The sequence below is a fragment of the Gulosibacter sp. GYB002 genome (assembly GCF_036577665.1).
Lineage (GTDB): Bacteria > Actinomycetota > Actinomycetes > Actinomycetales > Microbacteriaceae > Gulosibacter > Gulosibacter hominis.
Genome location: NZ_JARBDD010000008.1, coordinates 160,246 through 174,967, shown reverse-complemented (window position 1 = coordinate 174,967; position 14,722 = coordinate 160,246). Strand labels below are relative to the sequence as shown.

The window sequence follows — 14,722 nt, the reverse complement described above, 5'->3', positions numbered from 1 at the left end:
AACTGCGCTTTGTGACAGCTCGGCTGGGCAGCTGATGCGGCTCGCCATACGGTGGCTGCATGACCGCCGTTCCGTTCTCATTTGAGCTATTCCCGCCGCGCACGCCCGCCGTCGCGGCGCGGATGCCGGATGTTGCGCGCCAATTGGGTGCGCTGGGGCCGGAGTTCATTTCGGTCACCTTCGGTGCCGGCGGCTCATCACGGAAAGAGTCGCTGGGCGTGCTCGAACTGGTGCGAGACCTCGCCGGAGTGCGTCCCCTCGCGCACCTCACCTGCGTGGGCGCCACCACCGCAGAGCTTTCAGCGCTCATCGGTGAATTCATCGACCGCGGCATCCGCGACTTCCTCGCCCTGCGCGGTGACAAGCCAGCGGAAGCGGAAGGGGATGAGTGGCTCGGCGAAATCCGCACCGGAGCCGAACTCGCGCAACTCGTGCGCGGAGTGCGACGCACCCGCATCCCCGAAGAACTCGAACGCGTTACTCCCACCGACGGACGCTGGCGCGTCAGGGACGCCCGCGGCGGCATCATCGCGGTCGCCGCGTATCCCACCGGGCATCCAGAATCTCGCGACGAACAGCAGGACCTCAACACCCTCCTGGCCAAAGAAGCAGCCGGAGCCAACCTCGCGATCACCCAGCTGTTTTTTGAGGCCGACGATTACCTGCGTTTTGTTGAACGTGCCCGCGCCCACGGTGTGACCATCCCCATCCTGCCGGGCATCATGCCGATCACCTCGATCGCGCGACTGAATCGCATGGCGCAGCTCAGCGGTGAACCGGTGCCACAGCGCTGGCAGCGCGCGCTCGAATCGTGCACCAGTGACGCCGCGCGCAAAGAACTCGGGATCGCCCAGGCAACCGCCATGTGTCACGACCTGCTCGACGGGGGCGCTCCGGGGCTGCACCTCTACACCCAAAACCGAGTCAGCGAACCGGTCGAACTGCTCTGCCGCGTCGGCGCAGTTGATCGAGCGCGAGCTGAAGCCCTGCTGGCCAAACAAGACCCGGTTCCCGAGTCGAGCTCGAGTGCAGCGTTCCGAATGCTGATGCGCTCGCACTGAACGCCACGGGCGACAGAGCCGAGCGCGCATCCCACCAGCATCCGGCGGTAGCTGACCGCACCGCAGCCGAAAACGATCTGAAAGAAGCACAGCATGACCATCCAGCACCAGTCATTCCCAACCGGCACCGTCCTCGGTTACCCGCGCATCGGCCGCAACCGCGAACTCAAGCGCGCACTCGAGCAATATTGGCGTGGTAAGACCACCCGCGACGAGCTCGAACAAGTGCGTGGTGAAGTACGCGCCGCTGCCCGCGCAGCCCTCGCCGCGGCGGGGCTCGAACGCACCGACTCATCCATCCCCGAAGACTCGTCAACCTACGACCACGTGCTCGACACGCTCGTTACCGTGGGTGCGGTGCCGGCTCGCTTCGCTGACGCTATTAATGCCGAAACCGTGACCACCGACGATGCCTTCCTGCTCGCGCGCGGTGACGCCACGCATCCGGCGCTCGAGATGACCAAATGGTTCGACACGAACTATCACTACCTGGTGCCCGAGATCGGCCCCGAAACCAATTTCGCCTACGCCAATCGAGAGCGCGCCGAACAGGTGCGCGAGGCAAAAGCCGCCGGATACGTGACACGCCCGGTGCTGGTTGGCCCGGTCACCTTCCTCGCGCTCGCAAAGGCGAGCGATGCCGCACCCGAAGGATTCGATCCGCTCGACCGGCTCGACGACCTCGTGCCCGTGTACCGCGAACTGCTGGCCGATCTTCGGGATGCGGGTGCCGAGTGGGTGCAGCTGGATGAATCGGCGCTCGTTTCACAGCTGCTCGGTGCCGACCAGGCGCGTCTGGGGAAGCTTGCCGGTCAGGTGTACCGCGAACTGGCAGCGGCAAGCGACCGTCCCGCGATTTTTGTCGCCACCTCGTATGCAGCTCTTCCCGAAGCGAGCTTCGCACAGCTTGCGGAATCGGGAGTGGAGGCCGTCGGTATTGACCTCGTTAACGGTGAGGCGCCGGCGGCAGCGGCGAACGAGCAGCGCGTGCAGCTGGTTGCCGGAGTGATTAACGGACACAATATTTGGCGTGCCGATCTTGACCGCGCGCTCGGCAAGCTCGAGCAGCTGCGCGATGGTGGGGCCCGGGTTTCGGCGGCAACCTCCACGTCGCTCTTTCACGTGCCGCACACCCTGGCAGACGAGACCGAAGCGCTGCCCGAACAGCTGCGCTCATGGCTTGCCTTCGCCGATGAAAAAACCCGCGAAGTGGTGATACTGGCGCGCGGTCTCGAAAACGGACGCGAACACATCCAGGTCGAGTTGGATGAGGCAAGCGCAGCCCTCGCCGACCGCGAGGCAGCCCCCGGCGTGCACAACCCGGCGGTGCGTGAACGGGTAGCTGGAATCACCGCCGCAGATCGCCAACGCGAACCGTACAGCGAACGGGCTGCAGCACAGGCCGCCGCACTGGCGCTGCCGCCACTACCGACCACCACGATCGGTTCGTTCCCGCAGACAGGTGAAATTCGCCGCGCGCGCCGCGACTTCCTGCGCGGTGACATTGATGAGCAGGCCTACAACGGCTTCCTGCGCGACGAAATTCGCCGCGTGATCGAGCTGCAGCTCGAACTCGGTTTGGACGTGCTCGTGCATGGTGAACCCGAGCGCAACGATATGGTGCAGTACTTTGCTGAGCACCTCGACGGTTTTGCCACCACCGCAAACGGTTGGGTGCAATCGTACGGATCTCGCTGTACCCGCCCGTCGATTTTGTGGGGCGATGTATCGCGCCCGGCACCGATCACCGTGCCCTGGTCGCAGTACGCCCAGTCGCTCACCGACCGCCCGGTGAAGGGGATGCTGACCGGGCCGGTCACCATCCTCGCCTGGTCGTTCGTGCGCGATGACCAGCCGCTTGCCGACACCGCCGCCCAGGTGGCACTGGCACTGCGCGATGAGGTGAGCGACCTTGAAGCCGCCGGCATCCACATCATTCAGGTTGATGAGCCGGCGCTGCGTGAGCTGCTGCCGCTTGAGCGTGACCGCCACGACGACTACCTGCGCTGGTCGGTGGATGCCTTCCGTCTTGCCACCGCCGCAGTGGCAGCGACGACGCAGATCCACACCCACCTTTGCTACTCGGAGTTCGGTGAAATCATCGCGGCAATTGACGGTCTCGATGCCGATGTCACCTCGATCGAGGCGGCCCGCTCACGGATGGAAGTGGTGGCAGATCTCGCCGCTCACGACTACCCGCGCGGTATCGGCCCCGGCGTGTGGGACATTCACTCGCCGCGCGTGCCCAGCGATGACGAGATTGCCGAGCTCGTGGAAATCGCCGCGAAAGCGATTCCCAGCGACCGACTGTGGATTAACCCCGACTGCGGTCTAAAAACCCGTGGCTATGACGAGACAATCGCCTCGCTGCGTGGGCTCGTCAAAGCTGCCGCCGCCGCTCGCGAGACGCTCGCGACTACGCACTAGCAGGTGCAGCTGCGGAAGGGTTCGTTCGAGTGACCGGACCCTTCGCCGCTAGCGCCCAAACGCATCGGCGACAATGGAGGCATGTCTGATTCGAGCGGAGCCGCACTAGAGCGCTATCAGCCGGTGCCCGTTTCACTTCCCGAAAGTGAGGTTGGGTGGCGGCGTCACGGTAGCGACACCGATTTGCATTTTGTTGCACCGGTGGGCGACCGGATGTGGCGCCGCAACGCAGTGCCAGCCGGAACCATCCCGTTTTGGTCGGGTGTCGGCTGGGGTGCGCTGGGGATTGGTGCCGGGTCGCTCGCCGGCGTGCTCGAACTTGCCGCAGCGCAACCGTTTATGCCGCTCATTATTGCCGGGGCTGGAGCAGCTGCCTTCATCGGTGGCTGGCTGGGCGGGAAACGCCGCCAGCGTCAGGTGCGAGCCCGCAATGCCGCCATCGAAGCGGCTGGTGAAGCGCTATCGCAGTCGTACGCGGTTGATTTGCACGGCGCGGCGGGTGCCCCGGTTCGGGCCCGGATCCGCGAGACGCTGCGCACCGGCGAGCCCGGATCGGTGAGCACCTTCACCGGCCGCGGCCACGCGAGCTTTCGAGTGCGAGCTGTGAGTGACAACGAAATTGTCGTGAGCCCGTTCGAACGCCCATCGACTCGCAACTCGTTTATCGACGATGTGGTGCGCGCCACCGCGATGCCGATCACTCCCGCCGGCGGGACAAAAAGCGCGACCCCCGAGGCGGATGCCCGCATGGGGCAGCTGGAGCAGCGGCTGCGGGTGATCGAAAAAGCTGGCGCCATCACCGCCGCGCATCCCGCTTATACGAGGCTGGTGACGCTGAAAGTCGACCGGATGACCGAATACCGGGTGCTAGCGGGACGAATCACCGCGGTGAAACGACTCAAAACCGGGCAGTCTGAGGCAACCGTGGCCGAGCTCGAACGCGACCTCGACCGCGTGGTTGAGTTAATGCGTCGTGGTGTCGACGAGCTCGAGCAAGAAGTGTTGGGGGATGCCCGCCGTGATAGCGATGCCCACCTCGACTTTTTGCAGCAAAAATACGGGCGCCTCGACACAGACCCTGCCGACACAGACGCTGCTGCTGCCGACACAAACGCCCCGGGCAGCGATGAAGCCGCTACCCGGGGCGAGACGAGCGGCGACTAGTTCAGCTGCTGCTCGGTGCGGTCACCCGACCAATTGGTGTGGAAGGTGCCATCCCGGTCAACCCTGCCGTAGGTGTGCGCCCCAAAAAAATCACGCTGCGCCTGGATGAGCGCGGCCGGCAGCCGTTCGGCCGCGAGCGAATCGTAGTAGGCGAGCGAGGCCGAAAACGCCGGTGCCGGCACACCCGAAAGCGCGGCCGTTGACACCACGTGACGCCATGCATCAGCACCCTTGGCGACCTCGGCGGCAAAGTACGGATCGGCCAGTAGCGAGCTCAGCTGCGGGTTGCGGCTGTATGCCTCGGCGATGCGGTTGAGGAACCGGGCGCGGATGATGCATCCGGCGCGCCACACCTTCGCCACCACACCGGGATCGATTTCCCAGCCGTATTCACGGGCGCCTTCAAGAATTAGGTCAAAACCCTGTGCGTAAGCAATCACCTTGGATGCGTAGAGCGCCAGTCGCACCTGCTCAACAAAGCTCTCGTCAACCGCGACCGGCTGCGGCGGGTTCGTAATCGTGGGGCGCACCGCCGCCCGTTGCGCCGTGCGGCCCGACACACCGCGAGCAAAGACGGCCTCGCCGATCCCCGACACCGGTACCGCGAGCGACAGCGCGGTCTGTACGGTCCAGGTTCCGGTGCCCTTCATCCCGGCCCGGTCGACGATGACGTCAACGAACGGCTTACCCGTTTCGGCGTCGGTGTGACGCAGCACCTCGGAGGTGATTTCGATGAGATACGACTCGAGGTCGCCGCGGTTCCACTCGGCAAACACCTCGGCAATCTGCGCGGGTTTGAGGCCGCCCACGTGCCGCAGCAGATCGTAGGCTTCGCCGATGAGCTGCATATCGGCGTACTCGATACCGTTGTGCACCATTTTTACAAAATGACCGGCGCCATCGGTGCCGATATGGGCCACACACGGCACGCCATCTTCGGGGGCGCGGGCCGCGATCGATTCGAGGATGGGGCCGAGGGTGCGGTACGACTCGGCGGGGCCGCCCGGCATAATCGCGGGGCCGTTCAGCGCGCCCTCTTCACCACCCGAAATACCGGCGCCCACAAAGTGCAGACCACGCTCACGCACCGCAGCCTCCCGGCGGATCGTGTCGGTGTAGAGGGCGTTACCGCCGTCGACAATGATGTCGCCCGGCTCAAACACCTCGCACAGCTGATCAATCACCGCATCCGTGGCGTTGCCGGCCTGCACCATGATGATTGCGGTTCGGGGCCGCTGCAGTGCGGCAGCGAACTGTTCGAGGGTGTGCGTGGCAACAAAATCGGCTTCGGGATGCGCGGCAACCAGCGCGTCGGTGCGTTCGGGGGAGCGGTTGTAAATTGCGACGGTATTACCGTCGCGGGAGGCGAGGTTGCGAGCCAGATTTGACCCCATCACTGCCAGTCCAACTACTCCGATATTGGCGGATGCACTTGTCGGGGTGGTACGGGTATCAGTCATGGCTCGCCTTTCTTCGCGTAGTGCTTCCTTCGATTATGGATGGCCGCGGCCAAAATCGTTACCGAGGCTGACCGGAATCGACCGCCGAGGTCGTTACGCTAAAGCCAACCGTTCACAAGACCTATCGTTGCGAAACCACTTGTTACGAAAGAGGGGCACGATTTCATGACCGATCAGCAGCCGTGGTGGAACCAGCCCGCAGCCAACAACTCGGCACAGGACGAGCCAACACCGACCCGCGCCTACGACCTGAACATCAACGGTGGCGACGGACAATCGGATGCATCCGGTCGCGATGGCGGAGCTCGGGATGCGGCCGAATCGGTTACTGCAACCAGCCGCTACGACACCGACGATCTCAACTATGCTCGGCAGCCAAGCGCGGCCACCCGAGTGGATGAACCCACCCAGGTGCTTCCCGCCGCGGTGCCGCCAGCATCGCAACAGCCCGGCGCCGCAGCCCCGCAACGCAACAACCCACCCCAGTGGCATAATCCGCAGCACGCAACACCGCAGCAGATGCTCGCCGAACGCGATCTGCGCGCCCCCGGTTATCAGCTGGACCATCGCGGCGTGAACGTGATGGCGGTGCTCGAAGAGGGAACCGGCAACCCCGGCACCGGCGCCCGGGTTGCAGCGATGCTGATCGGTGCGGTCTTGGGTCTCATCGTGCTGTTCATGAGCGTTGAACCCTATATTCCGGGCAGCAACATCATGCAGAGTTTCTCTGAGTGGCTCATGTCGACCTTCAGCGACCAGCTCATCGTTGCGGGCGTATTGACGGGCATTGTCGGACTCATCAAGCTGCTGGTGGTGCTCAGCTCGATGCTTTCTGGTCTGGCACCACTGGTGTTCGGTGTGTTCGCGCTGGCGCAGGGTATGGCGGTGTGGATGATGGCCGGTGATCGCTTCGACGGCGCAGTGGGGAGCAGTATGCTGCAGTCTGCCATTGTTGAAGCTGTGCTGTTTTTCACGCTCGCACTCGTGGTGCACCTTGTACGTGGCTCGGGATATCGAAAAGCACTTCGCCTGGTGCGTCAGGCATCCCGGCGATAATGCTCTGGGTTTGAGCGCAGATCAAAAACGCCTACCGGGCCATATAAATCGGTGTAGACTATCGGGCGTACTTCGGCGAGGGGCCAGCTGTGCCCGTTATCGACGCGGTGCGCAGGTTCCGTAATCGCGGGGTTTTGCGCGGGCGTCTCGCCTGCCACAATGCGAAAGGAAACCAACATGGCTAAAGAGCTCGACAACAAGCTCGACGTCACTGTCCGCACCGAATTCGGTAAGGGTGCCGCCCGCCGCCTGCGCGCCGCCGGCGAAATCCCAGCCGTGCTCTACGGTCACGGCACCGAACCGCAGCACCTCGCACTGCCCGGTCACAAGACCATGCTGCTCGTTCGTCGCGCCAACGCGCTGCTCGAACTCAACATCGAGGGCACCAAGCAGCTCGCGCTTGTAAAAGACGTGCAGCGCGACCCGGTGCTGCAGATCATCGAGCACATCGACCTGCTCATCGTGAAGCAGGGCGAGCGCGTCGAGGTTGAAGTTCCGGTTATCGCCGAGGGCGAGCCGTTCTCGGGCACCATCCTGCTGCAGGAAACCGCATCGGTGCTCGTTTCGGCCGAGGCCACCAACATTCCCGAGAACGTCATCCACAGCGTCGAGGGTCTGGAAGAGGGCACTGTCGTGCTCGCCACCGACCTCGCTCTGCCCAAGGGCACCAAGCTGGTTGACGACGAGACCGAAATCGTCATCTTCACCATCGCTGTTCCGCAGGAAGAAGCACCTGAAGAAGACGAAGACGCCGCCGAAGAGGTGGCCGCCGAAGCTCCGGCCGAAGAAGCCTCGGAAGAGTAACAAACAGTGGCTGGTGAGTGGCTCGTCGTCGGTCTCGGGAACCCCGGTGACCGGTACGCGGCAACGCGTCACAACATCGGCCAGATGGTGGTTGATGCGCTCGCGCAGCGGATGGCGGCACGTTTCCGTCGCCATCCGCGCGCGAGCGCCGTCACAGCCGAAGGGCGCCTAGCACCCGGACAACCCAAATTGATACTCGCGAAATCGACCGGTTTTATGAACGTGTCGGGCGGGCCGGTTTCGCAGCTGGTGAAGTATCACAGCATCCCCATCGAACGCATCATCGTCGTGCACGATGAGCTCGATATCCCCTTCGACACGCTGAAACTCAAGCGCGGTGGCGGACACGGCGGCCACAATGGCCTGCGCGATATTTCTGCCGCAATCGGCGCTGATTACATCCGCGTGCGGGTTGGCATCGGTCGACCGCCGGGCCGACAGGACGTTGCCGATTTCGTGCTGCGTCCGTTTGGCAGCACCGAACGGGATGCCCTCCCGGTGCTAATTGAGGATGCGGCGGATGCCGTCGAACTGACGGTCACCGACGGGCTGGTGGCCGCGCAACAAAAATTTCACGCCCCGGCCAGCTAGCGATATGCCCGTCAGCGCCAACTGACGGCGGAGGTTTCACAATGCGAGCGGTAGCCACACGGTGCACAAGCGCCTCGGTTGAGGTCGAGGGCAAAATCGTTGGGCAGCTACCTCGACCCGGACTACTCGTGCTCGTGGGCGCGACCCACACCGATACCGAAGCAGATGCCGCGAAGATTGTTCGCAAATTGGCGGGCCTGCGCATCCTCGAAGATGAGCGATCGGCACTCGATCTTGACGCGCCCGTGCTGGTGGTGAGCCAGTTCACCCTCTATGGCGACGTGCGCAAAGGTCGGCGGCCATCCTGGTCGCGGGCTTCGGGCCGCGAACACTCCGAACCGCTGATCGAACACTTTTGCGAACTGCTGCGCGAGGCCGGACTGCACGTCGAAACCGGTCGGTTCGGGGCGATGATGCGCGTCAGCTCGGTCAACGACGGTCCGTTCACGGTGCTGATCGACTCGGCCGACCTCGCCTAACAAAGCACGTCTGGCCAGTGGCTCATGCACCTGGCTAGAGGCCGCCGCGGGCGGCCAACTAGACTGCTGGGGTGCGACTTCACGGATTTCTCGCGGCAGCCCAGCAAGCCGATAGCTTTGCGCGCGCAGTTTCGCGTGCCGATCGGGACACCGACTTCACCCTCGCTGAGGGACTCAGTGCCCCGCTGCTGGCGGCGCTTGTCGAAGCTCGCTCACGCGAAGTGTCCGCACCCTCGTGCACGCTGGTGGTTACCGCATCCAGTCGCGAAGCCGAACAGTACGCAACCGATCTTGCCGCCTTTTTGCCGGCGGCGCATATTGTTGAATTCCCCGCCTGGGAGACGCTGCCGCACGAACGCTTGAGCCCCAGCGCCGACACCACCGGTCGCCGGCTCGCGGCCATGCGCGCGCTCGGCCAGTGGCGCCGAGGTGAACCGGTCACCACCGGGGCCGCCAGCGTCGGCACTGCATCCCAAGTCGCTCCCGAAGCGCAGGTGCCGTTCATCATGTTTGCCTCGGTGCGTGCGGCGCTGCAGCCGCTGATGCCGCAGCTCGATTCGGCCCGGCAGCTCGAACTCGTGGCGGGGGAGCGCGACTACGACCTCGGAGACATCGCCGAGCAGCTCGTTGAACTGGCCTATGCCCGAGTCGATATGGTCACTCGCCGCGGCGAATTTGCGGTGCGCGGCGGCATCCTCGATGTTTTCCCGCCCGACGCTCAACACGCGGTGCGAGTCGATTTTTTTGGTGACGAAATCGACGAGATGCGGCCGTTTTCGGTGAGCGACCAGCGCTCATTCGACGAAACCATTGAGCGCATCACACTCACCCCCAGCCGTGAGCTGCTGCTCACCGAATCGGTGCGCAACCGTGCGCGTGAAATGGAACACGAGTTCCCAAATATTTCCGGGATGCTCGGCAAAATTGCCGAGGGTATCGCCGTTGAGGGGATGGAGTCGCTCGCTCCGGCACTTGTCGACGAGCTCGTGCCGATCATCAACTACCTCCCCGAAAACGCGGCCATCGCAGTGCTCCGTCCCGAACGGGTCACCACCCGCGCCAACGACCTGCGACAAACCAACCGCGAGTTCCTCGAAGCCGCCTGGAGCGCTGCAACGGCGGGAGCTGAAGCCCCGATTGATCTCTCTGGCGGCGACTATCTCGCCCTCGGGCAATTGCGTGAACTCAAAGGCGGGCGGCCCTGGTGGACCTTTTCGCAATTTGGCGGCGAAGAGGATGCGGTTGACAACTCGGTGCGGCTCGCCGGCGATCCGGTGCCAAGTTTTGCGGGGAACACCGAATCAGCCGTCGACCACGTGGTTGACCGACTGCAATCCGGCTGGACTGCGGTGATGTCGGCAAACGGCCCGGGACTTGTGGAGCGCGCCGTGCAGGTGCTTGCCGAACGCGGCGCCGCAGGCCGCCCCGTGTCGGCGCTGCCCGAAAGCCCTGACGAGCTCGAACCGGGTGTCTGTTACCTCGTACACGCGCCGCTGAGCGTCGGTATCGAACTCACCAACCAAAAACTCGCGCTGCTGACCGAATCTGACTTCTACGGCCGCGCGGTCGGCTATAACGCTGCAGCACCCCGCAAACTCGCCCGTCGCCGCAGCGGACAGGTGGTCGACCCGCTGCAGCTCAAAGCCGGCGACTATGTCGTCCACGATCAGCACGGTATTGGCCGGTTCCAGCGGCTCGAACAGCGCGAAATCCCGGTACCGGGGCGTCCCGGGCAGCGGTCAACAAAAGAGTTTCTTGTCATTGAGTACGCCCCCTCAAAACGAGGACATCCCGGCGACAAACTGCTCGTTCCCACCGACCACCTCGATCAGCTCACCCGCTATGTGGGCGGTGAAGAACCCAGCCTCTCAAAAATGGGTGGCAGCGATTGGGCACAGACAAAATCGAAGGCCCGCAAAGCCACGCACGAAATCGCCGTCGGGCTCGTCAAGCTCTACAGCCAACGGCAAGCCGCCCGCGGTTTTGCGTTCAGTTCAGACACCCCCTTCCAGCACGAGTTCGAAGAAGCATTCCCATACGTCGAAACTGCCGACCAGCTGCAAACCATCGACGAAATCAAACGCGATATGGAATCGCCCCTGCCGATGGACCGGCTGCTCTCAGGCGATGTCGGTTTCGGTAAAACCGAAGTTGCGGTGCGTGCCGCGTTCAAGGCGGTGCAAGACAACAAGCAGGTGGTGGTGCTCGTGCCAACCACCCTGCTGGTGCGCCAACACCTCGAAACCTTTACCGAGCGCATGGCCGGTTTCCCGGTGCAAATTCGCGGGGTCAGCCGATTCCAAAAATCAAAAGAGATCGCCGAAACCAAAGTCGGGCTTGCCGACGGCACCGTCGACATTGTGATCGGCACGCACCGGCTGCTCAGCGACGACTTCACCTACCGCGACCTGGGGCTCGTCATCATCGACGAAGAACAGCGCTTCGGTGTCGAACACAAAGAGCAGCTCAAACAGCTCAAAACCAACGTCGATGTGCTCGCCATGAGCGCGACACCCATCCCGCGCACCCTCGAAATGGCGGCCACGGGCATCCGCGAAATGTCAACGCTCGCAACCCCGCCCGAAGACCGGCACCCGATCCTCACCTTCGTCGGCCCCAAATCTGATAAGCAGATCACCGCCGCAATCCGCCGCGAACTGCTGCGCGAAGGACAGGTGTTTTACGTCCATAACCGCACCGCATCCATCAACCGCGTCGCCCAACACCTCGCTGAACTCGTACCCGAAGCGCGCATCGCGGTCGCCCACGGTCGGCTGAGCGAAAACAGCCTCGAACAGGTCATGGTCGATTTCTGGGAACGCAAATTTGATGTGCTGGTCACCACCACCATCGTCGAAACCGGGCTCGACATCCCCAACGCCAACACGCTCATCATCGACGACGCCGAACGTTACGGCCTCAGCCAGCTCCACCAGCTGCGCGGTCGCGTTGGGCGAGGCCGTGACCGGGCCTACGCTTACTTCCTCTACGACGGCAACAAACCGCTCACCGAAACCGCCCACAACCGGCTCGAAACCATCGCCGCAAATAACGAACTCGGCGCCGGGATGCAGGTGGCGATGAAAGACCTCGAACTGCGCGGCGCCGGAAACCTGCTCGGCGGCGCACAATCCGGGCATATCGCCGGCGTCGGCTTCGACCTCTACCTGCGCATGATCGGCGAAGCGGTTGAAGCGTTCCGCGGTGAACACCACGAGGCCCGCAACGAACTGCGGCTCGAACTGCCGCTGGATGCGCGCATCCCCGACGAATACATCGATTCAGAACGACTGCGGCTCGAGGCCTACCAAAAACTCTCGGCAGCCGCCGCAGCCAATGCCAAGCCCGGCCATATCGACCTCGTCGTAGAAGAACTGCGCGACCGCTACGGCGAACTTCCCGACAGCGTGCAAACACTTGTGGCAGTGTCGCGCATCCGGCGCATGGCGGGCCTGCTCGAACTCTCAGAGGTCGTGGCGATGGGGAAGGTGCTGCGCATCACGCCCGTCAAACTCGCCGATTCAAAACAGATTCGACTGCGTCGCATGTATCCGGATGCGAAATATCAGGATGCGCAGGGCGTTTTGACCCTGCCCCTCCCGGGCGGGCGGCTCGGCAAACCCATCAGCGACACTGAGCTGATCGAGTGGCTGCTCGGCATCTTCCGCGCCATCTTTGAAGCCGAACCCGACCACGCCGAGTCCCCAGAAGCTGCTCAAAACGAAACCTCAAAAACAGGTGCCTCATCGTGACCAAAGCAAACGAACCGCATCCGCTCGACCGAGTCAACGAAGTAGCCGAAATAGCCCCCGACGCGCATCGCGAACTGCTGCGCCTCCTCGCCGTGGTTGACGCGTTTCGCGGTGAGCAGGGGTGCGCCTGGTACGAGGCACAAACACACCACAGCCTCGTGCCCTATTTGCAGGAAGAAAGCGCCGAACTGATCGACGCGATCGAATCAGGAACCGCCGGCGATATACGTGAAGAGCTCGGCGATGTGCTGTTTCAGGTGCTCTTTCACGCCGATATTGCCGCCGACTTCGACCTCGAAGACGTAGCCCGTGATCAGGCCGACAAACTACTGCGCCGCAACCCGCACGTATTCGGCCCGACCCCAACCCGCGATATCGACGAGATCATTCGGCTGTGGCACGAAGCTAAAGCCGTTGAAAAAGCCAACCGCACCTCGGTGCTCGACGGTGTCGCCTTCGGGATGCCCGCCCTTGCGCTCGCGCAAAAAGTGCTCGCCAAAGCGGCAGCAGTTCCGGTCACGGTCACACCGGCCACACTCGAATCCACCGACGCGGACGCGATCGGTGACGCACTGCTGGCGCTCGCGGCGGCCGCGCACGAGGCGGGCGTGGACGCCGAAGCCGCGCTGCGCGGCGCCACCCGCAGACTCGCCGAGCGGGTGCGTGAGGCCGAAAACTCGCGAGGCCACCACAAACTAGCGAGCTCGATGAAAACTAGCGAGACCGCAGCAAACTAGAGCGGGGTATTCACCAGGCCCTCGTCGAGCAGCCTTCGATAGCGTGGCCCGGCATTCCGACGCAGGAACGCATCCAGTGGCGTCACCAGCTTCGGCATATTGCCAAACAGCATGGCAAAGGTGCCCGGCCCGGCAATCCCTTCGCTCGCACGCAGCGAGCGGAACTGGATCGCTCGACCGCGGCCGGCGGTAAAGAGCACGAGCCGCACGCGCTGGGCAGGCTTGATTCGAGTGAGGGGCGTCGTTGACGGGAGCCGGCCAACGTGGAGTTCGACCGCGTCAAGATCCTGCCAGTTGAGCTGCCACTGTTCGTCCGGGAACTTCGGGTCGACATAGCGCAGCTGGTACGCGTCGGCTTCCAACCAGCGCTTGCGGCGAATCCAAAGGGGCGCCGCTAACAAAACCAGACCGAGCAGCAAAAAAATCACGCCCAGGATAGTGATCCCCACCGGGGGCGCTTCATCCGAGAGGCCGGGCACGAGCGCCGACAACACCGTCAGGCCGCCCAGCGCGGTACAGATCACCCCACCGGCAATGATTATGCCGATCTGATTGGGGATCATCACATGGTCAGCGCCGGGTTGTGGTTCAGACATTCGCCTGTCCTTTCCTGTCGTTCACCGATCGTGCAAATTCGAGTACCGGTTCGAGTAGTTCGCGATCGGTGAAATCAACCGACTTACCATAGCTATCGCAAAACTTTTGCGCCTTCTCATCACCCTTTTTGGCGCGCTGCCGCATCATGCCGTACATCATCCGCATCAGCATCCGATGCTGAAACCGCATCCGCTCATAGTCGAGACCGCCGCGCAGATGGAACCAGTTGATCCGCTTAAACACCGGCGCTGGCAGCGCGGCTTTGCATTTGCCGAGCACCTCTTCGCGGCCGTTCGTATCGCTGTTGAGATCGTTCATACTCACCGTGGCAATCGCGATCGGCACCTCGGGCGCGGCCTCAGCCAGCTGCCCAACACGTTTAACCGCCGTGAGATTTGCCGCGTACACGGGCAAAACAAAAATTGCGCAATCGGCACCAATCAGCGGCGTCGGTCGGCGATCTGCCAGATCGATAGGTGCCGTGGACAGCGATTCGCCCAACCACTGCGCATATTTTTCGGTGTGGCCATACTCGGAACGAAACAGCACGAGTGAATTCATGATCGACACCTCTGTTGAACGGAATGCTTGGTT

The 14,722-nt window shown here is 63.3% G+C and carries 12 protein-coding genes; 9 read left to right on the top strand and 3 right to left on the bottom strand.

Going from position 1 to position 14,722, the window contains the following annotated elements:
* Positions 1–59 precede the first annotated feature (59 nt).
* The 3 genes from PV375_RS05235 (at position 60) to PV375_RS05225 (ending at position 4,652) form a co-directional block, all read left to right on the top strand.
* The gene (locus tag PV375_RS05235) at positions 60–1,061 is read left to right on the top strand and encodes a methylenetetrahydrofolate reductase (RefSeq protein WP_332106429.1); all 1,002 of its coding nucleotides are present in this window, start codon (positions 60–62) and stop codon (positions 1,059–1,061) included.
* A gap of 93 nt (positions 1,062–1,154) precedes the next feature.
* The gene (gene metE, locus PV375_RS05230; RefSeq protein ID WP_332106428.1) at positions 1,155–3,488 is read left to right on the top strand and encodes a 5-methyltetrahydropteroyltriglutamate--homocysteine S-methyltransferase; all 2,334 of its coding nucleotides are present in this window, start codon (positions 1,155–1,157) and stop codon (positions 3,486–3,488) included.
* Between the two features lie 81 nt (positions 3,489–3,569).
* Positions 3,570–4,652, top strand: a complete 1,083-nt coding sequence (locus PV375_RS05225; protein ID WP_332106427.1) for a hypothetical protein — start codon at positions 3,570–3,572, stop codon at positions 4,650–4,652.
* On the opposite strand, the gene gndA is transcribed toward PV375_RS05225, so the two are convergent.
* Positions 4,649–6,112, bottom strand: coding sequence for an NADP-dependent phosphogluconate dehydrogenase (gndA, locus tag PV375_RS05220; RefSeq protein ID WP_332106426.1), 1,464 nt, complete (start codon positions 6,110–6,112; stop codon positions 4,649–4,651). The two genes, PV375_RS05225 and gndA, sit on opposite strands and share 4 nt — an antisense overlap.
* Before the next feature lie 165 nt (positions 6,113–6,277).
* On the opposite strand from gndA, the gene PV375_RS05215 reads away from it, so the two are divergent.
* The 6 genes from PV375_RS05215 (at position 6,278) to PV375_RS05190 (ending at position 13,531) form a co-directional block, all read left to right on the top strand.
* Positions 6,278–7,168 carry a hypothetical protein gene (locus tag PV375_RS05215; RefSeq protein ID WP_201613809.1) on the top strand — a complete coding sequence of 297 codons (891 nt, stop codon included), beginning with the start codon at positions 6,278–6,280 and terminating at the stop codon, positions 7,166–7,168.
* Positions 7,169–7,345: 177 nt separating this feature from the next.
* Complete coding sequence (locus PV375_RS05210; protein WP_332106425.1) at positions 7,346–7,972, top strand: 50S ribosomal protein L25/general stress protein Ctc; 627 nt, start codon at positions 7,346–7,348, stop codon at positions 7,970–7,972.
* 6 nt (positions 7,973–7,978) lie between these two features.
* Positions 7,979–8,563, top strand: a complete 585-nt coding sequence (pth, locus tag PV375_RS05205) for an aminoacyl-tRNA hydrolase (protein ID WP_332106424.1) — start codon at positions 7,979–7,981, stop codon at positions 8,561–8,563.
* 41 nt (positions 8,564–8,604) lie between these two features.
* On the top strand, positions 8,605–9,042 hold the full coding sequence (gene dtd, locus PV375_RS05200; RefSeq protein ID WP_332106423.1) for a D-aminoacyl-tRNA deacylase: 438 nt from the start codon (positions 8,605–8,607) through the stop codon (positions 9,040–9,042).
* A 71-nt stretch (positions 9,043–9,113) separates the two neighbouring features.
* Positions 9,114–12,794, top strand: a complete 3,681-nt coding sequence (gene mfd, locus PV375_RS05195; RefSeq protein WP_332106422.1) for a transcription-repair coupling factor — start codon at positions 9,114–9,116, stop codon at positions 12,792–12,794.
* A complete protein-coding gene (locus PV375_RS05190) occupies positions 12,791–13,531 on the top strand; it encodes a MazG family protein (RefSeq protein WP_332106421.1) in 741 nt (246 codons plus the stop codon). Before mfd ends, PV375_RS05190 begins: the two co-directional genes overlap by 4 nt.
* Here the strand turns inward: PV375_RS05190 and PV375_RS05185 are convergent.
* Together PV375_RS05185 and PV375_RS05180 are read right to left on the bottom strand one after the other, a co-directional pair.
* Complete coding sequence (locus PV375_RS05185) at positions 13,528–14,127, bottom strand: hypothetical protein (protein WP_332106420.1); 600 nt, start codon at positions 14,125–14,127, stop codon at positions 13,528–13,530. The genes PV375_RS05190 and PV375_RS05185 overlap by 4 nt on opposite strands.
* A complete protein-coding gene (locus PV375_RS05180) occupies positions 14,120–14,689 on the bottom strand; it encodes a flavodoxin domain-containing protein (protein WP_332106419.1) in 570 nt (189 codons plus the stop codon). Before PV375_RS05180 ends, PV375_RS05185 begins: the two co-directional genes overlap by 8 nt.
* Between the last annotated feature and the right edge of the window lie 33 nt (positions 14,690–14,722).

Bases quoted from the DNA above. Each gene is read 5' to 3' on its own strand.
- PV375_RS05235 (WP_332106429.1), top strand. From the start codon at position 60: ATGACCGCCGTTCCGTTCTCATTTGAGCTATTCCCGCCGCGCACGCCC.
- metE (WP_332106428.1), top strand. From the start codon at position 1,155: ATGACCATCCAGCACCAGTCATTCCCAACCGGCACCGTCCTCGGTTAC.
- PV375_RS05225 (WP_332106427.1), top strand. From the start codon at position 3,570: ATGTCTGATTCGAGCGGAGCCGCACTAGAGCGCTATCAGCCGGTGCCC.
- gndA (WP_332106426.1), bottom strand. From the start codon at position 6,112: ATGACTGATACCCGTACCACCCCGACAAGTGCATCCGCCAATATCGGA.
- PV375_RS05215 (WP_201613809.1), top strand. From the start codon at position 6,278: ATGACCGATCAGCAGCCGTGGTGGAACCAGCCCGCAGCCAACAACTCG.
- PV375_RS05210 (WP_332106425.1), top strand. From the start codon at position 7,346: ATGGCTAAAGAGCTCGACAACAAGCTCGACGTCACTGTCCGCACCGAA.
- dtd (WP_332106423.1), top strand. From the start codon at position 8,605: ATGCGAGCGGTAGCCACACGGTGCACAAGCGCCTCGGTTGAGGTCGAG.
- PV375_RS05185 (WP_332106420.1), bottom strand. From the start codon at position 14,127: ATGTCTGAACCACAACCCGGCGCTGACCATGTGATGATCCCCAATCAG.
- PV375_RS05180 (WP_332106419.1), bottom strand. From the start codon at position 14,689: ATGAATTCACTCGTGCTGTTTCGTTCCGAGTATGGCCACACCGAAAAA.